27 protein-coding genes are annotated in these 25986 nt (G+C 71.9%); 19 read left to right on the forward strand and 8 right to left on the reverse strand.

Annotated features, from left to right (window positions below):
- From BLS56_RS16165 to BLS56_RS16180, 4 genes are all read left to right on the forward strand, one after another.
- Positions 1-723: a TIR domain-containing protein gene (locus BLS56_RS16165; protein WP_228771708.1), complete on the forward strand. Its 723-nt coding sequence runs from the start codon at positions 1-3 to the stop codon at positions 721-723.
- Positions 720-1328 (forward strand): nucleotidyl cyclase domain-containing protein, encoded by a 609-nt coding sequence (locus BLS56_RS16170; RefSeq protein WP_139190735.1) that lies wholly within the window; start codon positions 720-722, stop codon positions 1326-1328. The genes BLS56_RS16165 and BLS56_RS16170 overlap by 4 nt, the downstream gene beginning before the upstream one ends.
- A 78-nt stretch (positions 1329-1406) precedes the next feature.
- Complete coding sequence (gene bla, locus BLS56_RS16175; RefSeq protein WP_228771676.1) at positions 1407-2312, forward strand: class A beta-lactamase; 906 nt, start codon at positions 1407-1409, stop codon at positions 2310-2312.
- Between the two features lie 34 nt (positions 2313-2346).
- On the forward strand, positions 2347-2871 hold the full coding sequence (locus BLS56_RS16180; RefSeq protein WP_228771677.1) for a DUF6886 family protein: 525 nt from the start codon (positions 2347-2349) through the stop codon (positions 2869-2871).
- Here the strand turns inward: BLS56_RS16180 and BLS56_RS16185 are convergent.
- A complete protein-coding gene (locus tag BLS56_RS16185) occupies positions 2796-3857 on the reverse strand; it encodes an alpha/beta hydrolase (protein ID WP_175482865.1) in 1062 nt (353 codons plus the stop codon). The two genes, BLS56_RS16180 and BLS56_RS16185, sit on opposite strands and share 76 nt — an antisense overlap.
- A 70-nt stretch (positions 3858-3927) precedes the next feature.
- Between BLS56_RS16185 and BLS56_RS16190 the strand changes: the two genes are divergently transcribed.
- Positions 3928-4839, forward strand: coding sequence for a LysR family transcriptional regulator (locus BLS56_RS16190; protein ID WP_175482866.1), 912 nt, complete (start codon positions 3928-3930; stop codon positions 4837-4839).
- Between the two features lie 4 nt (positions 4840-4843).
- On the opposite strand, the gene BLS56_RS16195 is transcribed toward BLS56_RS16190, so the two are convergent.
- The gene (locus BLS56_RS16195; RefSeq protein WP_091451246.1) at positions 4844-5302 is read right to left on the reverse strand and encodes a hypothetical protein; all 459 of its coding nucleotides are present in this window, start codon (positions 5300-5302) and stop codon (positions 4844-4846) included.
- A gap of 120 nt (positions 5303-5422) precedes the next feature.
- On the opposite strand from BLS56_RS16195, the gene BLS56_RS16200 reads away from it, so the two are divergent.
- On the forward strand, positions 5423-6319 hold the full coding sequence (locus tag BLS56_RS16200; RefSeq protein WP_091451249.1) for an alpha/beta hydrolase family protein: 897 nt from the start codon (positions 5423-5425) through the stop codon (positions 6317-6319).
- A 100-nt stretch (positions 6320-6419) separates the two neighbouring features.
- The gene (locus BLS56_RS16205) at positions 6420-6692 is read left to right on the forward strand and encodes a hypothetical protein (RefSeq protein ID WP_091451251.1); all 273 of its coding nucleotides are present in this window, start codon (positions 6420-6422) and stop codon (positions 6690-6692) included.
- Between the two features lie 523 nt (positions 6693-7215).
- Here BLS56_RS16205 and BLS56_RS16210 read toward each other — a convergent pair.
- Positions 7216-9153 carry an elongation factor G gene (locus BLS56_RS16210; RefSeq protein ID WP_175482867.1) on the reverse strand — a complete coding sequence of 646 codons (1938 nt, stop codon included), beginning with the start codon at positions 9151-9153 and terminating at the stop codon, positions 7216-7218.
- A 245-nt stretch (positions 9154-9398) separates the two neighbouring features.
- Here BLS56_RS16210 and BLS56_RS16215 point away from each other — a divergent pair, with 245 nt between their 5' ends.
- From BLS56_RS16215 to BLS56_RS16225, 4 genes are all read left to right on the forward strand, one after another.
- Positions 9399-9902, forward strand: coding sequence for an AAA family ATPase (locus BLS56_RS16215; RefSeq protein ID WP_228771678.1), 504 nt, complete (start codon positions 9399-9401; stop codon positions 9900-9902).
- Positions 9883-10506, forward strand: coding sequence for a DUF4255 domain-containing protein (locus BLS56_RS16220; protein ID WP_228771679.1), 624 nt, complete (start codon positions 9883-9885; stop codon positions 10504-10506). The genes BLS56_RS16215 and BLS56_RS16220 overlap by 20 nt, the downstream gene beginning before the upstream one ends.
- Positions 10503-10643, forward strand: a complete 141-nt coding sequence (locus tag BLS56_RS32305; protein ID WP_228771680.1) for a hypothetical protein — start codon at positions 10503-10505, stop codon at positions 10641-10643. The genes BLS56_RS16220 and BLS56_RS32305 overlap by 4 nt, the downstream gene beginning before the upstream one ends.
- Before the next feature lie 166 nt (positions 10644-10809).
- Positions 10810-11406, forward strand: a complete 597-nt coding sequence (locus BLS56_RS16225; RefSeq protein WP_091451259.1) for an HdeD family acid-resistance protein — start codon at positions 10810-10812, stop codon at positions 11404-11406.
- Positions 11407-11421: 15 nt separating this feature from the next.
- Here the strand turns inward: BLS56_RS16225 and BLS56_RS16230 are convergent, their stop codons facing one another.
- The 5 genes from BLS56_RS16230 to BLS56_RS16250 all read right to left on the reverse strand — a co-directional run bounded on the left by BLS56_RS16230 (position 11422) and on the right by BLS56_RS16250 (position 18115).
- The gene (locus BLS56_RS16230; protein ID WP_091451261.1) at positions 11422-13194 is read right to left on the reverse strand and encodes a GMC family oxidoreductase N-terminal domain-containing protein; all 1773 of its coding nucleotides are present in this window, start codon (positions 13192-13194) and stop codon (positions 11422-11424) included.
- Positions 13195-13204: 10 nt separating this feature from the next.
- Positions 13205-13876: a hypothetical protein gene (locus tag BLS56_RS16235; RefSeq protein WP_091451660.1), complete on the reverse strand. Its 672-nt coding sequence runs from the start codon at positions 13874-13876 to the stop codon at positions 13205-13207.
- A gap of 340 nt (positions 13877-14216) precedes the next feature.
- Positions 14217-15425: a cytochrome P450 gene (locus BLS56_RS16240; protein WP_091451264.1), complete on the reverse strand. Its 1209-nt coding sequence runs from the start codon at positions 15423-15425 to the stop codon at positions 14217-14219.
- The gene (locus tag BLS56_RS16245; RefSeq protein ID WP_091451268.1) at positions 15425-16675 is read right to left on the reverse strand and encodes a cytochrome P450; all 1251 of its coding nucleotides are present in this window, start codon (positions 16673-16675) and stop codon (positions 15425-15427) included. Before BLS56_RS16245 ends, BLS56_RS16240 begins: the two co-directional genes overlap by 1 nt.
- Positions 16676-16756: 81 nt before the next feature.
- Entirely contained in the window at positions 16757-18115 is a 1359-nt protein-coding gene (locus tag BLS56_RS16250) for an NAD(P)/FAD-dependent oxidoreductase (RefSeq protein WP_139190737.1), read from the reverse strand.
- Positions 18116-18329: 214 nt separating this feature from the next.
- On the opposite strand from BLS56_RS16250, the gene BLS56_RS16255 reads away from it, so the two are divergent.
- The 8 genes from BLS56_RS16255 to BLS56_RS16290 all read left to right on the forward strand — a co-directional run bounded on the left by BLS56_RS16255 (position 18330) and on the right by BLS56_RS16290 (position 25969).
- Positions 18330-19571 (forward strand): cytochrome P450, encoded by a 1242-nt coding sequence (locus BLS56_RS16255; RefSeq protein ID WP_091451269.1) that lies wholly within the window; start codon positions 18330-18332, stop codon positions 19569-19571.
- A 9-nt stretch (positions 19572-19580) separates the two neighbouring features.
- Entirely contained in the window at positions 19581-20810 is a 1230-nt protein-coding gene (locus BLS56_RS16260) for a cytochrome P450 (RefSeq protein WP_091451273.1), read from the forward strand.
- Positions 20811-20826: 16 nt separating this feature from the next.
- Positions 20827-22512 carry an AMP-binding protein gene (locus tag BLS56_RS16265; protein WP_228771681.1) on the forward strand — a complete coding sequence of 562 codons (1686 nt, stop codon included), beginning with the start codon at positions 20827-20829 and terminating at the stop codon, positions 22510-22512.
- Between the two features lie 21 nt (positions 22513-22533).
- Positions 22534-23322, forward strand: coding sequence for a ferritin-like domain-containing protein (locus BLS56_RS16270; protein WP_091451276.1), 789 nt, complete (start codon positions 22534-22536; stop codon positions 23320-23322).
- Between the two features lie 147 nt (positions 23323-23469).
- Complete coding sequence (locus tag BLS56_RS16275) at positions 23470-23976, forward strand: PaaI family thioesterase (RefSeq protein ID WP_091451279.1); 507 nt, start codon at positions 23470-23472, stop codon at positions 23974-23976.
- 3 nt (positions 23977-23979) lie between these two features.
- Positions 23980-24252 (forward strand): acyl carrier protein, encoded by a 273-nt coding sequence (locus tag BLS56_RS16280; RefSeq protein WP_091451282.1) that lies wholly within the window; start codon positions 23980-23982, stop codon positions 24250-24252.
- Positions 24249-25079: an SAM-dependent methyltransferase gene (locus tag BLS56_RS16285; RefSeq protein WP_091451284.1), complete on the forward strand. Its 831-nt coding sequence runs from the start codon at positions 24249-24251 to the stop codon at positions 25077-25079. Before BLS56_RS16280 ends, BLS56_RS16285 begins: the two co-directional genes overlap by 4 nt.
- Entirely contained in the window at positions 25076-25969 is an 894-nt protein-coding gene (locus BLS56_RS16290; protein WP_091451287.1) for an acyl-ACP desaturase, read from the forward strand. The genes BLS56_RS16285 and BLS56_RS16290 overlap by 4 nt, the downstream gene beginning before the upstream one ends.
- The last annotated feature ends 17 nt before the right edge of the window (positions 25970-25986 follow it).

Genomic DNA, 25986 nt, shown 5'->3' on the forward strand with positions numbered 1-25986 from the left:
ATGGCGCTGGTGTTCATCAACTACCGGGAGCGGGATCAGGCCCACCTCACCCAGACCCTCTACGCCCATCTCGCCCGCCGGTTGGGCGACGAGCAGGTGTTCGTGGACTCGCGGTCGCTGCCCATCGGGCGCAGGTACCCGCCGGAGATCCTGTCCGCGCTGGCGCGCGCCGACATGGTGCTGGCCGTCACCGGCCGCGACTGGGAGACCGCGCGCGACGAGACCGGCGGGCGCAGGCTCGACAACCCCGGGGACTGGGTGCGCCGGGAGATCGCCGACTCGCTCGCCCGGGGCGTCCCGGTGGTGCCCGGGATCGACCTCGACCGCGAGCCGCCCGCGACGAGCGCGCGGTGCGACGATGTCGTGATCACCGTGCCGACCCAGATCGACGCGGCCGCGGAATCCACGCTGGCGCTGTGGGTCGGCTTAGGCCGCCCGACCGGGCTGGACTGCGCGCGGCAGGTGACCGGCGCTCTCGCGGGACTGCCGGTGTTCACCTTCACCCGGGGGACAGTGGTCTGCGTGCGCACCACCGAAGGCCGCGTCGCGCTGATCGAGTTCGTGGAGACCGACGCCGGGGCCGGTCGGTGGTCAAGGCCGTCGTCTGGGCGAAGTGACTGTTTCGGCTGTGTAACCGGGATCACGGCGCCGGTGGCCTGGCGATGCCGGATGATCTACACGGCCGATCGGGGACGGGGATGGCGAGGACACCGGAGTTGTTGACAGATTTGACAAAACTGGCCGCGCTGGGCATGTGGCCCGAGACGGTTTACCGCGATCTGCTTGATGTCGAACGGGGTGCGCTGTCCGAGGCGGACTTCCGCGCCCGCCACATCCACCGCAAGGCCGTCCTGGAAATCGACTCCATCGGCCTGACCTCGACCAGCCTGCGCCTGGGCGAAGTGGCCGCTCTGCGCCGAATCCTGCGCTTCCAGCAGGTGTGCGCCCCCGTCTTGGCCGACTTCGGCGCCGAACTCACCCACGCCTTCGCCGACAACCTGACCGTCCTGTTCGACTCCCCGACCCAGGCCATCGACGCCGCCTTCGCCCTGCACACCCGACTGGCGGAGGCGAACACCGACGACCTCGTTCCCCAGTGCGGCATCGGCATCGGCTACGGCGACGTGTTCGCCATCGGCCCCAACCTCGCCATGGGCGACGAGATGAACAAGGCGTCCAAACTCGGCGAGGACACCGCCGAATCCGGGGAAACCCTGCTGACCGACGCCGCTTTCCAAGCGGTGAAAGACCATCCGGCCGCCCGCTTCACCGTGGTCGCCGAGTCCGACCTCCCCTTCCCTTACGCCCGAGCGGAACCCGCCCGCTGACAATTTCCCCACCTGACCTTCTGGGGCGCTGACCACACCGCCAGGTGGGCGCGGGCACTAGTCCGTATGCTCGGGCCAATGGGGATCGATCTTTCACGACGTGCCGTTCTCGCGTCCATGCTGGCCGTGCCGACGCTGTTCGGGCTGGCCCACGCCGGGAGCGCCGATGCGGGACCGGTCGCCCGCTCGGACAAGCGGCACCGGCTGCGTGAACTCGAAGCGGACTACCCCGGCCGGATCGGGGTGTCGGCGTTCAACACCGGCGACGGCCGCGCCATCGCCTACCGCGCGGGGGAGAGGTTCGCGATCGCCTCGACGTTCAAGGTGCTCGCCGCCGCCGCGATCCTGCGCAAGGCCCGCCGGGACGAGCCCGGCCTGCTCGACCGGGTCGTCCACTACACCCGCGCCGACCTGGTGCCCCACTCGCCGATCACCGAGAAGCACGTGGCCACCGGCATGACGGTCGCCCGACTCTGCGAAGCGACCATCACCCACAGCGACAACACCGCGGGCAACCTGCTGCTGCGCGAACTCGGCGGGCCGGGCGCGATCACCGCGTTCACCCGCACCCTCGGCGACCACCGCACCCGCCTCGACCGGTGGGAAACCGAGTTGAACTCCGCCATTCCCGGCGATCGGCGCGACACCACGACGCCCGGGTCGATGACCAGGAACCTCTACGCGCTCACTCTCGGCCACGGCCTCGTCCGCCCGGACCGCGAGCGGCTGACGGGGTGGCTCTTGGCGAACACGACCGGCGGCGGCCGCATCCGCGCGGGCGTGCCGAGCGACTGGAAGGTCGGCGACAAGACCGGCACTCCCGCCTACGGGGGCGTCCACGACGTCGCCATCGTGTGGCCGCCGGACGCGCGCCCCTTGATCATCTCGGTCTACACCACCCGCACCGACCCGGACACCCCCGGCGAGGAGCGCGTCGTCCGCGACATCACCCGGGTCGTGGTCGACGCGATCGGCCCCCGCTGAGCCGCGGGACATGCGCCCCGAGCCAGGGGAGGTCTTGCACTTTTCCGAGGACCCCACGATCACCCGGTTCGTCCCGCACGGCGCCGCGACGGTCCGGCAGCCGGAAGCGTTCGTCTGGGCGGTGGACCACGCCCGCGCCCCGGACTACTGGTTCCCCCGAGACTGCCCGCGCGCGCTGGTGTGGACCCTCCCCACGACCACCGCAGCCGACCGGGACCGCGTTCTCGGGCCCGGCGGCGGCGAGCGGGCGCACGTGGTCGAGCACGGCTGGATGGACCGGTTCCCGCGCGCCCGGCTGTTCGCCTACCGGTTCCCCGCCGAGCACTTCACGCCGTTCGGCGACCTGCTGCGCCCGCACCGCGAAGCGGGCATCCAACTGCGGCTGCTCGACGACCTGTGGGGTTCTGGGACGCGGTGGTCGGCAGCACCCTCGGGTTCAGCGGCATCCGCCTGCGCGACGCCCGCCCGCGACCACCAGGCGAGTCACCCGTCTAGGAAAGCGAGCAGTTCGGCGAGCAACCGGTCCCGGCCGCGCTCCGGGCGGTCCAGGTGGGCGTAGTGGGTGGCCCCGGCCAGGGTCACCGCGCGGACCTCGGCCGCGTGCACCAGATCGCGCCGCAGGTCCGTCACATCCGCCGGACGGCTCCAGAAATCGCGCTCGGAGCGCACGATCAGCACCCGCGCGCCGACCGCGGAGCCGTCCCACAGCCGACGGCCGGTGGCCAGGTAGAAGCTGTCCTCCAGCGCGCCCGACGGCGCCCGGAACGCGGGCGGGTCCTGCTCGGCCGACCGCGGGTCGCTGGCGAGCGCTTCCCGCTGGTAGGCGGCGGCGATCTCGGGGTCGCGCCAGCGGGACTTGTCCGCGTCCGGGATGGACGAGTCCCAGGACGGCAGCAGCGCGGCCGCGGTGCTGTGCCGGTAGCCGCCGAAGGCCGCGAAGTGGAACCGGCCGGGGTGGTCGGGGTCCTCGAACGGTGAGCCGTGCCCGATGCCGGGGTGCTCGGCGCTGCCGCCGTAGAGGCTGTTGAACAGGATGAGGCCGCCGACCTTGTCCGGGTGCAGCGCGGCGTACAGGCCCGCCCACTGCCCGCCGGTCGCCCAGCCGAACAGCGCCACCCGCTCGGCCCCGGTCCGCCGCCGGGCCAGGTCGACCGCCGCGTCGAGGTCGCGGACCACCTCGGCGCCGCGCACCAGCGGCGCCGACCGCTCCGGCGGCCGCTGCATCGCCTCCGGGCGCTGGGAGGACCCGTACCCGCGCGCGTCGACCAGGTACACCGGGTGCCCGGCGCGGGCCAGGTCCTCGGCCAGCGAGCCGTTGGGCACCGGCAGGTCGAACGAGGCCGCGCTCGGCACCCGGGCGCCGTGCAGCAGCAGCACCGGGTCCCGCCCGGTCCGCCGCCCGGCCAGGACTTCCCGCACGGCGATGCGGAAACCGTCGACGGTCCGTGCGACCAGGGCGCGCCGCCGCGGCTCGGTGTCGGCGGGCGGGGCGAGGGCGGCCATCAGCGTGGTGACGAGCAGGGCGAGGGTGACGGGAACGCGCATACCTCCACCGTCGGGAAGATCCAGTGCGGTGTCCAATACCGATCCACGGCCCCGGCGATACTCTCGGCGTATGGCCGCGATCGATCTCCGGTTGCTGGCGCAGTTCGTCGCGGTGGCCGAGGAAGGCGGGTTCGGGCGGGCGGCTGTCCGCCTGCACATGGCGCAGCCGCCGCTGAGCGCGGCCGTGCGCAGGCTGGAGCGGGAGCTGGGCGGCCCGCTGTTCGTCCGCACCAGCCGGGGCGTCCGGCTCACCGCCGCGGGCGCGGTGTTCCTCGACGAGGCGCGGGCGGTGCTGGCCCGCGCGGACCGGGCGGTGGACACCGGCCGCCGCGCCGTCGCCGGGCTCGCCGGTCGGCTGCGGCTCGGGTTCGTCGGGTCGGCGACCTTCGACCTGCTGCCCCGCCTGCTCGCCGCGTTCCGGGCCAGGCACCCCGACGTGCGGCTCGACCTCACCGAGGCGCCGACGGCGGCGCAGGTGCGGTCGCTGCGCGCCGACACCACCGACGCCGGATTGGGCTGCCCGCCCATCCACGACGACGACGGCCTGCTCACCGCCGAGGTCGTCTTCCGCGAGCCGTACGTGGCGGCGGTCCCGGCGGGGCACCCGCTCGCGGCCCGGGCCGCGATCGGGCTGGCCGAGCTGTCCGACGAGCCGTTCGTGCTCTTCCCCCGCGACCTGGGCCCCGGCCTGCACGGGCGGATCCTGGCCGCGTGCCAGGCGGCCGGGTTCACGCCGAAGGTCGCGCAGGAAGCCGTGGCGCTCCAGACGATCGCCGCGCTGGTCGTGGGCGGCGTCGGGGTCGCGCTGCTGCCCGCGTCGGCGCGCGCCGTCCCCCGCAGCGGCGTCGGCTACCTCGACCTCGCCGACCCGCCCACCCACGAACTCGCGCTGATCCACCGACGCGCGGACGTCTCGCCCGTGCTGGCCCGGTTCCGCGCGGTGCTGGCGGACCTGACCGAGGCGCCTGTTCCGCCAGGGTGAGCGGTCAGGCCGTGGGGCTGATCCGCAGGACGGCCGCTCCGTCGGCCACCGACAGCACCTCGACCGCCACCCCGTTCGCGGTGACCCGGCCGCCGGGCCGGGTGCTGGCCCGGCCGGTGGTCTGACCGTCCTCGTCCGCGCCGGTGATCGTCGACGAGCAGTCCGGACCGGCGCAGCCGAAGCCCGCGCCGCCGATCATCGGGATCTGCAGGGTGACCACGTTCCGCTCGATCGAGCGCACGGTCAGCTCGCCGACCCGCAGGCGCGGCTCGAACGCGATCACGGCCGCGGCGGTCACGGTGACCTCGCAGTCCCCGTCGGCGCAGGCCGCGACGTCGGCGCGGGGCACGCTCGTGGTCGGCGCGGAAATCGGGGCGGCAATCGGCGCGCCGGGGACACCGGCCGTGCACGCGCTCGCGGCGACGAGAGTCGCGACCACCCACCCGATGCGCCCACGTGTCATGTCGCCGCCCGCTTCCTTGCCAAGTGGTAACCGCCGCCGAAAAACGATCTTGATTTCGCCCGCTGCTGTCTACAGTGGCCCCGTGGCGACGAGACGGCCACTTGGGGAAGGAGCAATGCCATGGGGGAGCGGCAGACCGAAATCGTCAGCGGAGTGGCGGCGGGCGTGCCGTTCACGGCGCTGCCGCCTGCCGTCCCGGCCGGGGGACCCGCGCCGCTGGTGCTGACCTGGCACATGATCGACGCCCCGCGCACCGACGCCGCGTTCGCCGCGGCGCTGCCGCTGGCCGGTGTGCCCGCCTGGCGGGTGCACCTGGGGATGCCGCTGTGCGGGGCGCGGATGGCCGACGGGTCGATGGACGCGGTGGTCGCCCGCGCCATCGAGGACGCGGTGCTGTCCTACGCCGCTCCCTTCGTCCGGCAGGCGGTCGATGAGCTGCCCGCCGCGCTGGCGGACCTGCGGGAGCGGCTGCCGGTGGACGACGGGCCGATCGGCGTGGTCGGCGGGTCCCTCGGCGGGGCGGTGGCGTTGCGGGTCCTGGCCGAGCGCCGGATTCCGGTCGCCGCGGCGGCGGTGGTGAACGCGGCCGTGCGGGCCCGGTCCCTGGTCGCGCTGATCGAAGGCCTCACCGAGCAGCCTTACCGGTGGACCGACGAGGCCGCCCAAGCCGCCGCCGACCTGGACTTCGTCGCCCGATCGGGTGACATCGCCGGTGGTCCGGCCCAGCCGCCGCTGCTGCTGGTCAGCGGCGAGCAGGACTACCCGACATTCCGCGCGGACACCGCCGAGCTGGCCGCCGCGCTGCGCGGGCGGTACCGGCGGCCCGACGACGTGCGGCTGATAACCGTGCCTGACCTGGCCCATCCGCTCGCCGAGCCGCCCGGCGTCGAGCCCGCCCCGCAGCTGCCCCAGGCCACGGCCGTCGACGCCGAAATCACCGCGTGGTTCCGTCACCACCTGGTCTCCAGTGGACGTACGGACCACACGGAAGAGTCCGTGTCGGACGGAACTACGTAGCCGTCCGTAGCCGGTTTCGGTACCCGGATAGGTAGTTCTCCCGATGTTCGGCACGCCACACGAGCGCACTCTTGACACAACCCGAGATGTGAGGTGTGAAATGACCGAACAGGAAAGACAAGCTCTCCGCCACGTCGCCGCCGGACAGCTGCTGTACCACACCGGACTGTGGGGCGGCCCCGCCGGTTACCGCTGGCGCGGTCAGGACGGCTCCGAGGCGGGCGTGGTGTCCCCTTGGGAGACCCAGGCCCTCTACTCGCTGACCTCCGGCGGCCTCATCGCCGTCGAGGCCCGCACCGACCCCTTCGCCCGCCGGGTCCGCATCACCGCGGCCGGAATGTCCATGCTGGGCGAACTGGCCCAGGCGGCCTGACCAGTCCGCGAGCCAGGGTCGCCACCGACGACCTGTCTTCACCAGCCCCTGGTGACCCCGCGCTCCCCGGACCCCCTCGTGCTCGCGGCGCGGGAATCCCCCGCCCGCGCCCGCCTGGACGAGCAGCCCGCCCGCACACCGCGCGCCCATGACCGACCCCCGCCCTCCGACAGGCCCCCCGAAGGCCTGGGACGGCAAGGCGGGCTCCTCGGACTGGACCTGCTAGAACCGCCGAACACGTGACCACCGGTTTCGCCGCCACCGGCGTCGCGGAGCCCCTGGTCCACCCCACGACCTGGCCGACGGCCTCGGCTTGGCCCCGCCCGCCGCGCCCCCGCGCTCCCCGCCCGTTCCCCCGACGGCCCCGACCGGGTGGTCCACCCCTGCTGTGGGCCACCCGGTCGGGCCTCCCCGGCTACCCACGCGGCCCGACTCGGCGTCGGCCCGCCGTGCCCAAGGTTCTCGCCTTCCACGTCAGCGATGTGGAGCACCCCGGCAAGCGGTGCTACCTACCGCTCCAGCGCTAGACGCGGCGGAGTGTGCGCATCAGGTATTCCTTGCGGTCGAGCGGATTGTTGTCCGACCGCGCCCGGGTGGGGATCGGCCCCTGGATTGGCTGGTAGTGGTCGAACGCGCACTCCAGAACGGCCTCGCCCCGGGTCAAGCCGGGCAGCAGCGACTCCAGCTCGTGCACTTTGGCCGCTGGGAGGACTCCCGCGACCAGGTACGACGACCCGCGCGGAGTCTGGTCGCGGGGGACACCGCGCAACCGGGCGACCACGGGCAGGACCGCGCCGAGCGTGTCGGCGGGGATGTCGAGGTGGAAGCGGTGCAGTGGCTCATGCACGACGGTTCCGGCCTGCCGCAGCGCGGTCATCAGGACCAGCGGTGTGAGGTCGCGGAAGTCCCCCGCGGTGCTGGACATGCTCTTGTCGAAGGTCGCGCCCGAGTGGCTTTGCCGTGCGGCGTAACCGGAATGCGTCATGGTGACCACGCAATCGGGAATCTCCCACCCGTGCGGTCCTTGACCCAGCGTCTCCCGCACGGTTTCCGCCACCGCGGTGAAGAACGCGAACGGCATCGACCCGAGTTCGACGCCCAGCCGGAACTCGACGCCCGCGCCCGCCGGAGCCGGGTCGACGCGCAGCCCGACGGTCGCGAGGAACGGGTTGGGCTCCTTGCCGATGAACTCCACAGCAGCGCCGGAGCCCACGAGCCGTTCAATGTGGACGGTCGTCGTCTCGTGGAAGGCTGCCTCGACGCCGAACTCGTCGGCGAGCGTCGCCTGGATGACTTCCTTCTGCACCTCGCCGTAGAGGGACACGGAGAACTCCCGCCGAGCCCCGTCGTACCGCAGGTTGATCAGCGGGTCCTGCTCGGCCAGTCGGGTGAGCGCGACGTGCAGCGCGCCCCGGTCGGGCTCGTGACACGGAACGACGACGGTCTCCAGGGTCGGTGGAGCGAAGAAGGCGTTGTCCTGAGCCGTTTCCGGAACCCCGATCGGGTCGCCGACGCGGACGTCGTCCAGGCCCCAGAGCTTCCCGATTCGTCCCGCCTCGACACTGTCCCGCCGCACGGCCGAACCCCGCTCGAACACGCTGATCCCGGTCACCTTCGCGATTTTGTCCCCAACCCGCAGCCGCTCCCGCGTCCGCACCGTGCCCGAGAACAGGCGTGCGTAGGCGATTTTCTCCCCGGCCGGGCCCCGCTCGACCTTGAACACCGTGCCCGTGACCGGCCCGTCGGCGTCGCTTTCCTTGGCGGGCAGCAACCCGGTGACCCCTGAGATCAACTCGGCCACCCCAGCGCCGGTGATCGCCGAGCCGAAGAACACCGGGTGCGCCACCGCCCGCCCCGTCTGCGCCCTGAGTTCGTCGCGCACCCCGCCGACCTCGCCGTCGAGGTAGGCGGCCAGGAACGCGTCGGAGTTCTCGGCGAGCGCATCCGCTGGCAGTTCACCCGCCCCGAACGGCAGATACCGCGCGCCGCGCGTGCCCAGCCCGCTCACCGAGCCCATCGGGACCGTGGCCCCCAGCTTCTCGGCGGCGTCGCACCGCGCTCCCCGGCGGTCGATCTTGTTCACGAAGACGAGCGTCGGAATGCGCAGCCGCCGCAGAGTCCGCATGAGCACCCGTGTCCGCGCCTGCACACCCTCCACAGCGGACACGACCAGCACGGCCCCGTCGAGCACCGTGAGCACCCGCTCCACCTCGGCGATGAAATCCGGATGCCCCGGCGTGTCGATCAAATTGACCGTGACCCCGTCCACGACGAACGACACCACCGCCGACTTGATCGTGATCCCCCGCCGCCGCTCCAACTCCAGCGTGTCGGTCCGTGTGCTGCCCTCATCGACACTTCCCACCGCATCGATGACCCCGGCGGCATACAACAGCCGCTCGGTCAAACTGGTCTTACCGGCGTCGACATGCGCCACAATCCCCAAGTTCACCGTACGCATCAAGCCTCATGTCCTGTGGATGGGTGTGTGTTCCTTCCTGGATGGACACGAAAGCTCGGCGCATCTGCTTCTCCTGCTCACTGGATATCGGCTGACCGCCCACCAGCACAGCAGCAACCCGCACCCACCAGCAACCGATTTGCGCCAACGGGTGAACCCACCCCGTCCCGCGACTCGGACAGCCGCTACGGCGTCAGCTCTCGTTCTCCGGCGAGGTCCGACGGGGTGGCGAGGCGGGTGACCTGGTGCTGTTCTTCGACGAGGCCGACGCGCTGTTCGGCAAGCGCTCCGAGGTCGCCGACGCGCACGACCGGTACGCCGACATCGAGGTCGCGTACCTGTTGCGGCGCCTGGAGTCCTACCCCGGGCTGGTCGTCATGGCCACCAACCCGCAACGCAACATCGATGACGCGTTCCAGCGCCGGATCGCGGTCACGGTCGCGTTCGAGCCGCCGGGGGAGGCGCAGCGCAAGCCGATCTGGCAGCGCTTGTTCCCGCCCGGGGCACCCGTGGCCGACCTGGACTTCGACTTCCTCGCCAAGCAGTTCCGGATCACCGGCGTCATCCACAACGCGTTCCTCGGCGCGGCCTTCCTCGCCGCGGACGCGGGCGGGCCGATCACCATGGAACGGGTGGTGCTGGCCGTGAAACGCGAGTTCCAGAAGCTCGGCAGGCTGCGCACCGAGTCGGAGTTCGGCCGCTACTTCCACCCGGTGAACGGGGACGACGATGCTGCACCTGCTCGATGAGTCGCTGGAGGAGTTCCTGCGCGCGGAGGTCCCACTGCCGCGCAGTGAGATCGACATCGTCTTCGCGGCCCCGGACAAGGAATGGTCGGCCCGCGTCTCCCGCCCCACGGTCAACCTGTACCTGTGGGACGTCCGCCGCAACCTCTCCGCCCGCGACCTCGGCGTGGAAACGGTCCGCGACGCCGACGGCCGGGTCCGGCAGCGCCCGCCCCTGCCCCAGGTGGACTGCCGCTACCTGATCACCGGGTGGACCTCCGACATCGGCGACGAGCACGCCCTGCTCGGCGCCACCATGGCCGCCCTCCCGCGCGTCCCCGAACTCGACGACCGCTACCTGCACGAGGCCTACCGCGCGGTGAAGCCGATCCCCAAGATCACCCTTGCGGCAGGCGGCGCCGGGGAGAACTCGGACTTCTGGTCCGCCTCGGCGGCCAGCTCAAACCCGGCCTGGACGTCACGGCCACCGCGACCGTCGACATCGCCCTGCTGGTCCCCGCGGGCCCACCGGTCCTGCGCTACTCCATCACCGCCACCCCCGACGGCGCCGACCCCGCCCCCCGCCTGTTCGTCGGCGGCCACAGCCCCGCCCCGGCGGGCACCGTGATCGCCACGGACCACGGCGCCACCCAGGTCCGCCCCGACGGCACCTTCGTCCTCCCCACCACGGAAGGTTCCGAGATCCGCGTCGATGGCGAGCCCCACGGCGAGGTGGGGAAGAAGAGCGAGATCGACCTCCGCTAGGCAGTGCCGAGTCGAGGTTTTCGGTGGCCGCTCCGGTCGCGTGCTGGTTCCGATTCGGGGTCGGCGGTGTTCGGCTCGCGCACGGGCTGATCACTCGCGTGGCGGACTCGGCTGGCGGGGGCGGGGGATGGCCCCCATCCTCGACGTGGACAAAGGAGGAGCCGACATGACGGTGGTCCCGCCCCGCGCGTTCTCGGTGTCGTTCGACCAGGAGTCCGTCCGCGCCCTGCACAAGATCACCGGGCGCTGGTGGGTGGTCGCCCTGCTGGGGTTCGCGGTGGCGGTGCTGGGCGTGCTGCTCCTGGCGGACCTCGCCGCCGCGGTGGGGACGCTGGCCGTGCTGGTGGCGATCGCGCTGATCGTGGACGGGGTGGCCGAGATCGTCACCGCCGACCGCTACCACGCCATGTGGCCCTCCTATGTCCTCGGCGCGCTGTGGCTGGTGCTCGGCGTCGTCGCCCTGGTGTGGCCGGACATCACCCTGCTGGCCGTGGCGGTGTGGGTCGGCATCGGGTTCGTCGCGGGCGGCGTCGTGCAGATCGGCGCGTCGGTGTCGTGGCGCGGGCGGCTGCCGATGTGGGGGCTGTGGGTGGCGCTGGGCGTGCTGACCTTCGTGGTCGGCCTGGTCGCGCTGGCGCTGCCCGGTCTGACGATCCTGACCCTGGCGATCTGGCTGGGACTGGCGCTGTTGGTGCGCGGTGTCGGCATGGTGTGGTTCGCCTTCTGCCTGCGCAGGCTGCGCGCCAAGACCACCGCGGGCTGATCGGGCGGCCAGGGATCAGAGGCCGCGGTCGATCACGGCCTGGGTCACCCGGTCGTCCGTCGAGCACACCGGGGACTCGGCGCGCACCCAGGGGGAGCCGCCGAAATGGCGCTGGAAGATCTTCTCCGCGGTGCGGGTCGCCAGGGCCTGGGTGCTGAGGGTGGGGTTGGCGCCGCCCACGGAGTTGGGCAGGGCGGAGTTGTCGGCGATGTAGAGCCGGTGGACCCAGCGGGCCTGGCCGTCCGGGTCGAGGACGGAGTCCGCGGCGTCGGCGCCCATGCGCATGCTGGACTGCATGTGCAGCAGCAGCGGGGGCCAGTCCATGCGGTGCACCCGGCGGGTGCCCGCGGCGCGCAGCAGCTCCACCGCGCGGGCGGCCAGGTGCTCGCGGTTGCGGCGGGTGCGCGCGCCGCGGTCGCGGTGCCGGATCTCGACCCGCGGGACCGGGCCGTGCGGGTCCGGGGGCAGGAACGGGGAGAGAGTGACGCGGTTCGCGGGCTCGACGTCGTCGTCGGTGACGACCAGGGCGGTGAGCAGGCGGTCGACGTCGGCGAGGGCGGTCTTGAGGTCCTCGCCGACCAGCCTGCCCACGGTGTCCGCGCCCTGGGGGCCGATGCCGCTGCCGTTGTCGTAGAAGCCCGCGATGCCGGAGTCGCTGTAGGTCATGGCGAAGCTCTGCAGCGCGGGCGGCAGGCAGACGTTCTCCACCCCGCCGCGGCCGGGGAAGTCGCACCGCGCGTTGGAGCCCGCGCCCTTGGTCGCGCCGGTGTACTCGTCGAAGACGCCGACGACCCAGTCGAGGTGGTGCTCGGTGAGGCCGCGGCCGACCCAGTCGTTGGGGTTGGGCAGGCCGCTGGTGAGCCACAGCCTCGGGTTCTCGACACAGCCGCCCGCGAGGACCACCACCGCGGCCTCCACGGTGTGCAGGGTCCCGTCGGGGGTGCGGTAGACGACGCCGCGCGCGGTGGTCCTGGAGCCCTGTCGGTCGGTGAGGACACGCACGACGTACGCGTCGCTGATCAGCTCGGCCGCGCGTCCACCGGGGGACCACGCGTCGGCGGTGAGCATCATCGGGACGTAGGAGTTGTCCGTGGAGCGGCGGGCCTTGAGGTTGCGCGGCGCGTGCCGCGGTTCCAGGCAGCCCTGGTAGCAGTGGCCGCAGAACGTGCAGCCGCGCGCCTCGGGGTAGCGCAGCCGCAGCGGGTCGGACGTGCGGCCCGCGGTGCCCCGCGGTTGCAGGATCGCGTTCTCCTGGGCCCGGTAAGCCGGTCCCCGCACGTCCTTTGTGGTCTGATGCGGCAATCCGAGGCGTTCCGCGCCGCGGAAGAACACCGCCTCCTTGGTGCCCATCGGCGCGGTCCGCACCGGCAACGTCTCTTCGCACCATTCCAGATACGGGCGGAACTCGGCATAGGTGAACGGGAACAGGTGGGCGGTGTCGTAATTGTCCCGGTCGGCTCCGGAATAACCGCTGAACACGCCGGGCGCGGGGCGCGGGCAGTTGCCGAAATAGTGCAGCGTCGTGCCGCCGACCCCGGCTATCTGCAACGCGAACGAGTTCTGCGGGAAATCCCGCGGCCAGAACGCCTCGTCCCGGCGGGACGGGCCGGGACGCAGCAGGCCGGTGATGGGGTTGTTCGTGTCGTCCTCCAGTCGCGTCCATTCCTGCTCGGGCCGCAGATGGCGGGCCCCGGCCTCCAGCACCAGCACGTCGAGCCCCCGGGCGGCCAGTTCCTTGGCCACCACCGGCCCGCCGCCGCCCGCGCCGACCACCACGACGTCTCGCACAACGCCCTCCTCAGTCCGTGACCCGGTCGATGCCGCGGTAGTAGCCCTGGAACTCCGCCCACCCGTCGCCGACACCGTCGTAGCCCGACAGTTGCCAGCCGACCGGAACCGCGGTGAGTCGCCCGGTCGCCCGGTCGAACACCGGCGCCTCGGAGTACGCGATGAAGGCGGCCAGCGTGGGAATCGTGTTGATGAGGAACCGAACCGGCGTGCCGTCGGCCAAGCCGGGGCGCTCCAGCCTGGCGAAAACCTCGGCCTTCCGCTCGAACGACAGATTCGCGAACGCGGCGGCGAACGGACCGACCGCGGCCAGTGGGTCCACCGCCACCGCGGTCAGGTTGAGGATCGCCGCGATCGCCGCGGCGCCCGGCAGGTCCAGGTCGAAAGGCCGCCCCACCAAGGGAAAGGGGATGGCCTGGTCGTAGGTGCGCTCCAGCGGCGCCGCTGTGCCCGCCTCGACTCCGCCCGGTGTCGCCGAGGTCCGCCCCTGGTGCGCGGAGAACCGGTCCCGCCCCGGGACGAGGAACGCCGACAGCCCGTGGAAGGTGTCCCGGATCGGCGGCAGGACGACTGCCTCGGCGGACGCTCCGCCGACGAACGGCGCCACCGCCAGCACGCCCGCCATTCCGGCCAGCAATTCCCGCCGGGAGATTCCGCTGTTCGGTCGGCCTTCGCCGGTCATCGCCACCGCCCGTGATCACCTGGGAGCACAAACGATATCGACCGTAAAACGGGCGGCGACGTCCCGCAGAACGAGTCGGAGGATTCGGTGAAATTTCGCCGGGAATGATAGAAAGCTCGGTCTGTTTTGCGAGGTGGGGGAATCAGGGTGCGAACTCACGCGCGGCGGCACGGCAGCGCCGTTCGTGCCCACCGAGATCGACTTCGCGCACCCCCGGCGGACCGCCCGGCTCGGGCCGGACGATCGACGGAGGACCCGCCGTCGGACCGGGCATGATCCACAACCAGCCCTTGGCGACCGCTCGCGCCCCGAAGCCGGATTTCGGGGCGCGAGCGGTGTCTCAGGACAGCCGCACCGGCAGGGACAAGATCCCGCGGTGGATGAGGCTGGGCTGGTACTCCACCGTCTCGGTGGCCAGTGACAGTTCGGGCGCGCGGTCGAGCAGGGCGCGGAACGCCGCTTCCGCCTCGATCCTGGCCAGTGGGGCGCCCACGCAGTAGTGCAGGCCCAGGCTGAAACCGAGGTGCCTGCGGGCCGGGTGCTTGCCGTCGTACCGGGTGATGTCGAACGTGTCGGCGTTCGGGTAGACCAGCGGGTCGCGGCTGGCGGAGGCGGTCAGCACGACCACGCCGTCGCCGCGCTTGAACCGGTGCCCGCCGACCGTGGTGTCGGCCAGGGCGACCCGGATCGTGAACTGGGTCGGGGCGTCGTAGCGGAGCATCTCGTCGATGGCCGACGCCATCAGCTCCGGGCGCTCGCGCAGCAGGGCGAGCTGGTCGGGATTGCGCAGCAGGGCGAGCATCCCGTTGCCGATCAGGTTGATCGATGTCTCCATGCCCGCCACCAGCAGCAGCACGCACAGGCCCAGGATCTCCCGCTCGGCGAGCTGGTCGCCCGCCTGCTCGACCGCGATCAGCTCGCTGAGCAGATCCGGGGTCGGGTCGGCGCGCTTGGCGGTGATGAGGCCGTGGAAGTAGGCCAGGCACTCCTGCGCTGCGGCGGACCGGGCGGCGATGTCGGCGGGGCCGAGCAGGTGGTCGGGGTCGCTGCCGCGGGCGATGGCGAGCTGCCACTTGCGGAACAGCGGGCCGTCGGCCACCGGCGCGCCCAGCAGCCGCCCGGGGATCATGGCGACCGCGAGCGGCACCGCGAGTCCAGTGAGGACATCGATCTCGCCGCGCCGCAGGCCTTCGGTCACCAGTTCGTCCACAACGGACTGGGCCAGCGGCACCATGTCCGCGACCGTGCGCGGGGTGAACGCCTTGTTGACCAGGCCGCGCAGCCGCCCGTGCTCGGGCGGGTCCATGCGCACGAACGAGCCGGGGATCGCCGCGACCGTGTCCCGGAACGGGCTGATGCCCTCGGCGTAGCCGTGGCCCCAGTCCGCGCCGGTCAGCACCTCGGCGCATTCCTCGTACCGGGTGATCAGGGTGACCGGCACGTCGTCGAGCAGGTGCGGCACGAGCGCGTCCGCGCGCAGCCGGTCGTAGCTGGGATAGGGGTTGGCGTGGTCATCGACCCAGAAGGCCTCGACGGAGGGGGCACTCATCACGACTCCTGAGCCTCGACACGGACGAACAGTTCCGACATGCCCCGCACCACCAGGTTCGGGCGGTACGGCGGCGGGTCGGCGCGCAGGGTGAACTCCTTGACGCGCGAGGCGATCGCGCGCAGCGACAGCTCCATCTCCAGCCGGGCCAGCGGCGCGCCGATGCAGTAGTGCAGCCCCAGGCCGAACGACAGGTGCCGGTTGACCCGCTTGCCCGCGCCGTAGCGGGTCAGGTCGAGGCGGTCGGGGTCGGCGAACGCCTCCGGGTCGCGGTTGGCCGAGCCGAACAGCACGATCACGCTCTCGCCCGGGGCGAACACGCGCCCGGAGACGGTGATCTCCTTGCGGGCGGTGCGGGTGGTCAGGTGCACCGGCGCGTCGTAGCGCAGGATCTCGTCGGCGGCGGGCGCGGCGAGGTCGGGATCGGCCTTGAGCGCGGCGAACTGGTCGGGGTTGCGGATCAGGGCCAGCACGCCGTTGCCGATCAGGTTGACCGTGGTCTCGTGCCCGGCCACGACCAGGATCAGCAGCGTGCCCAGCAGCTCGGTCGGGGTCATCCGGGCGCCTTCGGCCTCGGCCTGGGCCAGCCGGGTGATCAGGTCGTCGCGGGGGTCCTTGCGGCGCTGGGCGACCAGGTCGCTGAAGAAGTCGGTGAACGCGTGCACCGCCTTGGTGCGCGCGGCCAGCTCGTCCGGGGACAGCAGCGCGTCCGGGTCGAGGCCGCGGGCGATGGCCGCGGACATGTGCCGGATCTCGTCGTGCGCCTCGGCTGGCACGCCGAGCAGCTCGCAGACCATGGTCAGCGGCAGCGGGTACGCCAGCGACTCCAGCAGGTCGACCTCGGTGTCGGAGCCCTCGGCGAGCATCTTGTCCATCAGGTCGGCCACGACCTGCTCGGTACGCGCGCGCAGGCCCTCGACGGTGCGCATGGTGAACGCCTTGCTCACCAGGCCGCGCAGCCGGGTGTGGTCCGGCGGCTCCATCCACAGGAACGACCCGGGCAGCTCGACGTCGCTGTCCGGGTGCAGCAGCTCGGACTCCTCCGCGTGGCTCCAGTCCGGGTTCTGCATGATCAGGTCGGCCTCGCGGTAGCGCGGCACGAGCTGGGTGTCCATCGGGCCGGGGATGAACGGCCCGGCCGCGCGCAGCACGTCGTAACTGCGGTACGGGTCGTGCCGCCAATTCGGCGCGACGCTCTCGACGACGGCAAGCTGCACCGGGGTAAGCCCCTCGGTCTGGTGTTCGCTCACTTTTGCGACTCCGATTCGGTGGAAAGCGCACCGCGGGAATAGTCCAGCCCGAAAGGGCGGAAATCTTGGGCGAGTCTGGCGTTATTCTCCCGGTCGCCTCGCCGGGACCGGGACCAATTCGTGGTGAACATTTCGGGTGCTCTGCCACAGCACCCGGGCGATCATCGCCGGGCGCATGAGCGCGGTCGGCGACTCGACCAGGTTCGCCAGCCGCATGAAGGTGCGCGACACCGCCGGGTCGATGTGCGCCGCCCGGTGCGCCCGGGTCACGTAGCTGTTCACCAGTCGCGTGCGCAGGGTCCGGTCGCCGACGACGCCGGGGTGGTTGAGGTCGGAGTTGGTGGACATCTGCCAGGCGATGTCGACCAGCCGCGCGGCCTTGGCGTAGAAGCGGGCGGGCAGGTCGCCGCCGGTGTCCGGCAGGCACTCGCGCAGCGCCAGCGCCTGCTGGGCCGCCACCGTCATGCCCTGGGCGTAGAGCGGGTTGAAGCTGCACAGCGCGTCGCCGACGACGAGGAAGCCCGCGGGCGGCGACGCCAGGCGCTCGTAGTAGCGGCGCAGCGAGCCGCGGAAGCGGTGCGGGACGGCGTCGTCCAGCGGTTCGGCGACGGAGACGATGCGGTGGATGTCGGGCACCGGCAGCGTCGCGGCGAACGCGGTGAACCCGTCGTGGTCGGTGGGCGGGTGGTCGCCGAGCATCCCGCCGAGGGTGACGTGCCAGCGGTCGCCCTCCAGCCGGATCGCGCCGCCGCCGCGCCTGCCCGGCATGGTCGAGATGACCACCCCGTAGTCCCCGTCCAGGTGCTCCGGCCTGCGGCGATAGGTGCGCGAGGCGTACCCGAGGTCCACATCGACCCGGTCCTCGCCCGGCACGGCGGCGCCCATCGCGGCCAGCCAGTCCGGGGCGCGGGAAGCCCGGCCGGTGGCGTCGACCACGAGGTCGGCGGCGATGGCCTCGGTCCGCCCGTCGGCCATCTCGTTGTCGGTCACCTCGACGCCGGTGACCTTTCCCGCCGAGGTGAGCAGGCCGACGGCCGCGGTCCGCTCGCGCAAGCGCACGCCCAGGGCCGAGGTGCGCCTGCGGATCTCGGTCTCCAGCAGCGGCCTGCTCGCCAGCAGGGTGGTCAGGCCGGTCGGGGTGGGGTGGGCGCGCAGCCCGCTGAGGTACCAGCGGGACCGGACCAGCACCTCGGTGGTGGGCGCGCCGAGCCTGCTCACCTCGTCGGTCAGCCCGGGGTAGAGCGACTCCATGATCGAGCGGCCGCGCTCCATCAGGCCGTGCAGGTGCCTGCCCTGCGGCACGCCGCGCCGCTGTCCGGCCTCGGGCAGGCGGTCGCGTTCTACGACGGTGACCCGGTCGTAGTGCTCGTGCAGTACCCGGGCGGCGAGCAGTCCCGCGATGCTCGCGCCGAGGACGACGGCATGGGTGCCGGATGCCATGGGGTGCCTTCCCGGAAAAGTGGGGGGTGCGCGGTGATCGTGCGACCCGCACCGCGTCCGGGTCAACAAGAATGCGCGCGGCCAATCGCGCCATTGCGTCTTGGTCATCGCCACGGACGATGACGCTATTGACAGGCCCTATCGTGCGGGACAAATGTCGGGCATTCACGGGCAATTCATGTCAGCGCCATTAATCGCTGCTGTGCTCAGTCGCATGAATACCTCCGCGATGGGCTTGGTCGACTCCGCGATGGCCCGGCTGTTCCTGCCGGACAACCGCCCGGACCCGTACACCCCGGCCGGTGAGCTGCGGGCGGCTGGCCCGGTGCACCGCACCCCGCTGGGGCTGCACCTGCTCACCCGCTACGCCGACTGCGCTGCGGTGCTGCAGAACACCGCGTGGAGCCACGCCGACGAGGCCGCGCAGCTGCACCCGAGCGTCGCGGCCGAGCACGCGGCCGAGGAGATGCCGACCTCGTTCCTGTGGATGGACCCGCCCGACCACACCCGGCTGCGCACCCTGGTGTCCAAGGCGTTCGTGCCGAACATGGTGACCCGGCTGCGGCCCAGGATCGCCGCGCTCGCGGAGTCCCTTGTGGACCAGGCCCTTGCCGAGGGCGAGTTCGACCTGATCCAGCTGATCGGCTACCCGCTGCCACTGACGATCGTCTGCGAGCTGGTCGGCATCCCCGCCGCGCTGCACGCCGACGTGCAGCGCTGGTCGCAGGACCTGGCCCGCGGCTTCGACCCGGACCCGCTGATGACGCCGGAGTCGCACGAGGCTCGCAGCACCGCGGCGCGCGAGTTCATGGCGTATGTCCGCGAACTGATCGACGAGCGCAAGACCGACCCGAAGGACGACCTGCTCAGCGCGCTGTCGGCGGTGGAGGACCGCGGCGACGTGCTGACCGAGACCGAACTGCTGAGCACCTGCGTCACCACGGTCGTCGCGGGCCACGAGACCACGGTGAACCTCGTCGGCAGCGGCCTGCTCGCGCTGATGCGCGACCCCGACCAGCTCGCCCTGCTGCGCGAGCGCCCCGAGCTGATCCCGGCCGCGGTGGACGAGCTGCTGCGCTTCGAGCCGCCCGTGCAGCTCACCACCCGCTCGGCGACCAAACCGATGACCGTGGCGGGCCACGACTTCGAGCCCGGCGACGGCGTGGTGGTGCTGATCAACTCCGGCAACCGCGACGAGACCGTGTTCGCCGACCCCGACCGCCTCGACGTGACGCGCTACCACGACCGGACCAACCCGCCGCCCCGGCACCTGGCCTTCAGCCTCGGCATCCACTACTGCCTGGGCGCCCCGCTGGCCCTGCTGGAGATGGAGATCCTGCTGGAAGTGCTGCTGCGCAAGGTGTCCGTGCTCGAACCGCTGACCGACACCCCGCCGTACAAGCCGAACCTGGTCGTGCGCGGCCTGGCCGCGCTGCCCACCCGGTTCCAGGCCTGAGGAGCGGCGATGCCCACCGCGATCGACCCCGCCTCTGTGTTCGACCCCTCGACCGTGTTCGCCCCCGAGACGCGGGCCGACCCGTCCGGCGTCTACCGCGCCCTGCGCGAGTCGGGCCCGCTGCACGAGTACGTGCCCGGCATCCACCTGGTCCCGCGCTACGCCGACTGCGACGCGGTGTTCGGCGACCCCGCCTTCGGCCACGGCTACTTCTCCGGCATCAACCCGTTCCGCCCCGGCGTGGACCCGAACCTGCTGCCCGGGTCCTTCCTGCTGATGGACCCGCCCGACCACACCCGGCTGCGGTCGCTGGTCAGCAAGGCGTTCACCGTGCGCGCGGTGGCTGCGCTGCGGACCAGGGTGACCGAGATCGTCGACGGCCTGCTCGACGCCGCGATCGCCGCCGGGGAGGTCGACTTCGTCGCCGAGGTCGCCTACCTGGTGCCGCTGACCACGATCTGCGAACTGCTCGGCGTCCCCACCGCCGACCACGGCGTGTTCGGCGAGTGGGCGACCGCGATCAGCCGCGGCCTCGACCCGGACGCCCTGCTCACCGACGAGGAGAAGCGGGCGCGCGGCGTCGCCGTCGCCGCGTTCGCCGAGTACTTCGCCGCGCTGATCGCCGAGCGGGAACGCGAGCCGGGACCCGACCTGCTCAGCGGTTTGGTCGCGGTGTCCGAGGGCGGCGACCGGCTCAGCGTCAAGGAGATCGTGGACATCGGCGTGCTGCTGCTCATCGCGGGCTTCGAGACCACGATGAACCTGATCGCGGGCGGGGTCCTCGCCCTGGCCCGCGCGCCGGAGCAGCGCGCGATCCTGCGCGAGGACCCGAGCCTGAGCCGGATCGCGGTCGAAGAGTTCCTGCGCTTCGACACCCCGGTCCCGTTCCCCACCCGGGTCGCGATGCGGGACGTGGAGTTCGCGGGCCACACGCTGCCGCGCGGGACCGGGCTGATCCTGCTCGCCGCGTCGGCCAACCGCGACCCGGAGGTCTTCGCCGACCCCGACCAGCTCGACGTGCTGCGCTTCGACCCGGCCCGCGGCGCCGCGCGGCACCTGGCCTTCAGCCACGGCCCGCACTTCTGCCTGGGCGCCCCGCTGGCCCGGTTGGAGAGCGAAGTGCTCTTCGAGCGGCTGATGCTGCGCGCGCCCGACTACCGGCTGCTCGCCGAGCAGCCCGAATACCGGCCCAGCGTGTCCATGCGCGGCCCGCGCGCGCTGCCGGTCTCCTTCCGCTGAGCAAGGGGTGATGTGGGTGAACGAGCCAGAAGTGAACGAGGTCGCTGTGACCGCGCCCGCGGTGGACGAGCCGGTGGCGGGGGAGACGCTGCACTCGATCCTGGACCGGGTGGCCGCGGCATACCCGGAGGTGACCGCGGAGTTCCCGTCGGAGAAGGAATCCATCACCTACCGGGACCTCGCCGCGTCGGCCCGGTCGATGGCCGCCGGGTTGCTCGCGCTGGGCGTGGCGCGCGGCGAGCCGGTGGGCATCCTGTGCCCCAACGCGCCCGAGTTCCTGGTGAGCCTGTTCGCGGTGAGCGCGGCGGGCGGCGCGGCGACCCCGCTGCCGCTGCCGCTGGGAATGCGCCACGCGGGCGCCTACCCCGCTCGGCTGACCGCGATCGCCGAAGCGGCCGGGATGCGGAAAATCCTGGTGTCGCACCGGTTCGGCACGCTCGCGGACGGGCTCACCGACACCCTGCCCGGCCTGGAGCTGATCAGCACCGACAGCCTGAGCGGCGACGGCGGCCTGCCCGAGGTCGGCGGCGGCGATCTGGCCATCGTGCAGTTCACCTCCGGCAGCACGTCACTGCCCAAGGGGGTGCGGCTCACCCACGACAACGTGGTGAGCGGGCTCGCCGCGATCCGTGAGGGCATCGCGCTCGGGCGGCGCGACGGCGGCGGGTTCTGGCTGCCGCTGTTCCACGACATGGGCCTGTTCGGGACGCTGTCCGCGGTCCTCATCGGCATCCCCGCGTTCGTGTGGTCGCCGCTGTCGTTCATCAAGGACCCGGCGCGCTGGCTGCGCGAGTTCCTGGCCAGCGGCGCGACGATCACCGCGATGCCGAACTTCGGCTACGACCAGCTCGCCGCCGCGTTCACCGACACCGAGGCCGCCGAACTCGACATGGCGCACTGGCGGATCGCGTTCAACGGGGCCGAACCGATCGCCGCCGACGCGGTGCGCGCCTTCTGCGACCGGTTCGCCCCCGGCGGGTTCACGCCGGAGACCATGTTCGGCGTCTACGGCATGGCCGAGGCGACCCTGGCGGTGTGCTTCCCGCCGCTGGGCAGGGAACCGCGCTTCGAGCACGTCGACCGGGACAAGCTCGCCGACGGCGGCCGCGCCGTCCCGGTCGAGCCGGACGCCCCGGGCGCGCGGGCGATAGCAGGCGTCGGCGCACCCGTGAAAGGCGTGCGGCTGCGCGTTGTCGACCCCGACGCTGGCGGCGACCTCGCCGACGGCCAAGTCGGCGAGATCCTGATCCAGGGCGCCCCGGTGACCGCGGGCTACCTCGCCGTCGACCGCACCGACGAATCCTTTGTGGACGGCTGGCTGCGCACAGGAGACCTCGGCTACCGGCGCGACGGCGAGGTGTTCGTCACCGGGCGGCGCAAGGAGATGATCACCGTGCGCGGCGCGAACTACTACCCGCAGGATGTCGAGGCCGTCGCCCGCCGGACCCCGGGAATCTACAAAGGACGGTGCGTCGCCGTGGCCGCGCCGGACGGAGCCGAGTCGATCCTGCTCATCGCCGAGACCGCGGCGGCGGGCGCCGACGCCGACGCCCTGGCCGCGGCTCTGCGCGCGGCGGTGTCCGCCGAGCTGGGCCTGGCCGCGGTCACCGTCCGGCTGGTCTCGCCCCGGGCCATCCCGCGCACCAGCAGCGGCAAGTTCCAACGGCTCGCCGCGCGCGAGCTGGTCGCGACCACCCCGTAGATTCCTCTGATTGGAGACCCTGTGCACAGCTACGACGTCTTCCGCCACTACGAGCGCCTGCACTGGAAGCTCGCCGACCTCGACGTCGACTCGATCGACCGGGACCTGGTCAAGCCCGAGTACGTGACCCTGGCCAAGAGCGCCACCATGGGCGAGTCCAACGTGATCGCCGCGGTGCACGGCTTCCTCAACGAGTTCGTCGACGACTACGACTTCTCCACCTTCGCCGTCGTCTGGGGCTACCAGGAAGTCCAGCACCACTACGCGTTCCGCTCCTGGCTCGCGGGCGTCGGCGAGGCCGTGGACGACCGCGCCGTCGACTCGATGCGCGAGCCGTACGCCCCGGGCACCACGCCGTCGGCGACGCTGGCGACCAACATCATCTCCGAGCTGACCGTCAACCACGTCTACCGCGCGGTCGCCGCCTGGGTCGAGGAGCCGGTGCTGAAGTCGCTGCTGCTCAACGCCAGCCGCGACGAGGCCGGGCACGCCCGCGAGTTCATCCACTACACCACCAAGCGCCTGGAGAAGCGCCCGGAGGAATTGCCCTCGGTCCTGGAAACCCTCTACGTCTACAGCTCCGAGGCCAAGATCAAGCACCCGGTGAGCACGTTCAAGGCGGGCATCAGCGACCTCGGCGACCACGAGACCATCGACACCGGCTTCGACCTGTTCCTGGAGAAGGTCGCCGCCGACGGCGAGCTGGACGTGCTCCAGGACAAGATCCGCCGCACCTTCGGCGGCATGACCGGCCTCGACCTCGGCAGCAACGGCAAGGTCCGGCGCGCGCTCGCTGAGGCTCTGGCGTAATGAGCGAGCTTGCGAGCGAATCATTGACACAGTGCGCCGCGAGCGGAGCCACCGATCTTGTGAGGTGGCTGGTATGAGCGAGCTTGCGAGCGAATCATTGACACAGGGCGTTGGCGAGCGGGGCCACCGATCTTGTGAGGTGGCCGGGTGAGTATTCAGGTGCCGTGGTCGGTTTTGCCTGACTACCGCTGTTTCGGCTGCTCGCCGCACAACCTCCACGGCTTGCGCCTGGAGTTCCAAGCCCACCCCGAGGGGCTGCAAGCGCGGTTCGCCCTCGACCGCGGGTTCGAGTCGTACCCGGGCGTGGTGCACGGCGGCCTCGTCGGCGTGATCTGCGACGAGACCATCGGCAACCTGATCGTCCTGGAGCGGCGCCGCCCCGCCTTCACCGTCTCCATGCGGACCCGGTTCGTCACCCCGCTGCTGGTCGACCGCCCCTACCGGTGCGTCGCGCGGCTGCGGGCCGACGACGGGGACCTGTTCCACGGCTCCGCCGACGTCCTCGACGCCGACGGCGTCGTCTGCGCCACCGCCACCGCCGTCTACCAGCCCTTCTCCCTTGACCAGGTGCGCCACCAGCTCACCCTCGGCGACGACGAGGTCGCCCTGCTCGACCAAGCCATCACCGCGACACTCGCCCCGAACGGAGCCTGAACCATGGCCGAGACCACCAGCCTCGACAGCATCACCGAGATCACCGCCGCCGTCACCGAGATCGCCGCGGCGGAGACCGGCGTGCCCGCAGCGGACCTGACCCCCGACACCGACCTGCGCGCCGTCGAGGGCGTCGACTCGGTGAAGGTGCTGCGGATGATCGCCAAGATCGAGCGCCGCTACGACATCGAGCTTGAGGACGAGGACGTCTTCGGCGTCGCCACCGTCGGCGAGGTCGCGGTCGTCGTCGACAAGACCCTCCGGGAGAAGGCGTGACCGTCGCCGACACGAACCAGCACTACGACCTCGACCCCGAGGTCTTCGGCCAGTTCCTCGACCCGCTGCGCAAGTACAGCTCCGCGCTCTACGCCACCCCGGACGAGTCGCTGGCCGACGCGCAGGTGAACAAGCTGCGGTTCGTCGCCGAGTGCCTGCGGCTGCGCGGCGGGGAGCGGCTGCTCGACATCGGCTGCGGCTGGGGCGCGCTGATCCTGTTCATGGCGCGCGAGTACCGGTGCGAGACGCTGGGCGTCAGCCCGGCCCCGCGCCAGCACGACTACATCGCCCGCCGCGCCCAGGAACTCGGCGTCGCGGACCTGGTGCGCACCCGGGTCGGGCACTTCGAGCGGCTCGACCTGGCCCCGCGCGGCATGGACGCGGTGTCCATGCTCGGGTCCATCGTGCACATGCCCGACCTGGACGAGGTGTTCCGCCGGACGCGCGCGGTGCTGCGCAAGGGCGGGATGCTCTACGTCTCGGAAAGCTGCTTCCGCAACGCCGCGGCGCACGCCGCCTTCGACGCCAGGGTCGGCACGGACTTCGTCCGCAACGACATCTTCGGCTGGGGCGACATGCGCCCGCTCTCGGAGCTGGTGGCGGGCGCGGAGCGGGCCGGGTTCTCGATCACCGCGGTCGAGGACCTGACCGACCACTACCGGCGCACCATCGAGGACTGGCTGCGCAACGTCGCCGCGGCCGAGGAGCGGCTGGAGGCCCACGAGCCCGGCCTCACCGCGAAGCTGACGCACTACCTGGAGGTCGCCAACGCGGGCTGGGGATACACCACCAAGCACTACGCCCTCGTGTGCCGGAACGCCCGATGAGTGGGCTTTCGAGCGAACCATTGACACAGGGCGAGTCATCGAGCGCCCAGGCCGGCGGGCCGCTGCTGCCCGCGACCGACATCGCCGCGGCCGTCGACGGGTTCATGGCCGCGTCGCCAGCCGCGCGCGGCTGGGACGTGGAGACCGCTGTCGACTGGGCTGACGCGGACGCCGGGAAGCTCAGCGAGGGCGAGGTTTCCGCGGTCCGGTTCATCACCCTGATCGAGGACCACCTGCCCGGCTACTTCGACATCTATCACAAGCACTTCCCGGTGGACGGCGACGTGGACCCGGCGATCTTCGTGCACAACCGGGAGCTGTACCACTTCACGATCCGGTGGGCGTTCGAGGAGGACACCCACGCGCGGGCGCTGACCCGCTACCAGGTGGCGGCCGGGATCGCCGAGCGCACGGCGCTGTGGGAGGAACTGGCCGTCGAGGGGCGCAAGGAGTTCAGCCTGCCCCTGGAGCACTCGGTGCAGTTCTTCGCCTACGCGCTCGTGCAGGAGAAGGCCACGCAGATGTACTACCAGCACCTGCGTGACGTGGTGGGCGACCCGGTGCTCAAGACCGTGCTGAACCGGCTCTCGCGCGACGAGGCGCGGCACTTCACGTTCATGGCCGACGTCGTGGGCCGCTACCTGCGGGTCTACGGGGACGCCGTGGTCGAGCCGATCCGCGATGTGGTGGCGGGTTTCCGGATGCCGCTGGCCGACACCATGCGCGGCTACTGGCGCTGGGCGCTCAAGATCGCCGATGTGGCCCGCTACGACCACACCGAGGCCTACGAGCACCTGATCCGGGTCATCGACCGGGCGGTGGACACCAAGTCCGACCGCCAGGACGAGCTGACCCGCTTCATCGCCCAGTGCGCCTCCCTGCCCGCCTGACCCACCAGCGGAAGGAG

The organism is Actinokineospora iranica (genome assembly GCF_900101685.1).
GTDB classification, from domain to species: Bacteria; Actinomycetota; Actinomycetes; order Mycobacteriales; family Pseudonocardiaceae; genus Actinokineospora; species Actinokineospora iranica.

Excerpts from the sequence above, each read along its gene's own strand:
- BLS56_RS16165 (WP_228771708.1), top strand. The coding sequence starts at position 1 with ATGGCGCTGGTGTTCATCAACTACCGGGAGCGGGATCAGGCCCACCTC.
- bla (WP_228771676.1), top strand. The coding sequence starts at position 1,407 with ATGGGGATCGATCTTTCACGACGTGCCGTTCTCGCGTCCATGCTGGCC.
- BLS56_RS16185 (WP_175482865.1), bottom strand. The coding sequence starts at position 3,857 with ATGCGCGTTCCCGTCACCCTCGCCCTGCTCGTCACCACGCTGATGGCC.
- BLS56_RS16190 (WP_175482866.1), top strand. The coding sequence starts at position 3,928 with ATGGCCGCGATCGATCTCCGGTTGCTGGCGCAGTTCGTCGCGGTGGCC.
- BLS56_RS16195 (WP_091451246.1), bottom strand. The coding sequence starts at position 5,302 with ATGACACGTGGGCGCATCGGGTGGGTGGTCGCGACTCTCGTCGCCGCG.
- BLS56_RS16200 (WP_091451249.1), top strand. The coding sequence starts at position 5,423 with ATGGGGGAGCGGCAGACCGAAATCGTCAGCGGAGTGGCGGCGGGCGTG.
- BLS56_RS16205 (WP_091451251.1), top strand. The coding sequence starts at position 6,420 with ATGACCGAACAGGAAAGACAAGCTCTCCGCCACGTCGCCGCCGGACAG.
- BLS56_RS16210 (WP_175482867.1), bottom strand. The coding sequence starts at position 9,153 with ATGCGTACGGTGAACTTGGGGATTGTGGCGCATGTCGACGCCGGTAAG.
- BLS56_RS16220 (WP_228771679.1), top strand. The coding sequence starts at position 9,883 with ATGCTGCACCTGCTCGATGAGTCGCTGGAGGAGTTCCTGCGCGCGGAG.
- BLS56_RS16225 (WP_091451259.1), top strand. The coding sequence starts at position 10,810 with ATGACGGTGGTCCCGCCCCGCGCGTTCTCGGTGTCGTTCGACCAGGAG.
- BLS56_RS16235 (WP_091451660.1), bottom strand. The coding sequence starts at position 13,876 with ATGACCGGCGAAGGCCGACCGAACAGCGGAATCTCCCGGCGGGAATTG.
- BLS56_RS16240 (WP_091451264.1), bottom strand. The coding sequence starts at position 15,425 with ATGAGTGCCCCCTCCGTCGAGGCCTTCTGGGTCGATGACCACGCCAAC.
- BLS56_RS16250 (WP_139190737.1), bottom strand. The coding sequence starts at position 18,115 with ATGGCATCCGGCACCCATGCCGTCGTCCTCGGCGCGAGCATCGCGGGA.
- BLS56_RS16255 (WP_091451269.1), top strand. The coding sequence starts at position 18,330 with ATGAATACCTCCGCGATGGGCTTGGTCGACTCCGCGATGGCCCGGCTG.
- BLS56_RS16260 (WP_091451273.1), top strand. The coding sequence starts at position 19,581 with ATGCCCACCGCGATCGACCCCGCCTCTGTGTTCGACCCCTCGACCGTG.
- BLS56_RS16280 (WP_091451282.1), top strand. The coding sequence starts at position 23,980 with ATGGCCGAGACCACCAGCCTCGACAGCATCACCGAGATCACCGCCGCC.
- BLS56_RS16290 (WP_091451287.1), top strand. The coding sequence starts at position 25,076 with ATGAGTGGGCTTTCGAGCGAACCATTGACACAGGGCGAGTCATCGAGC.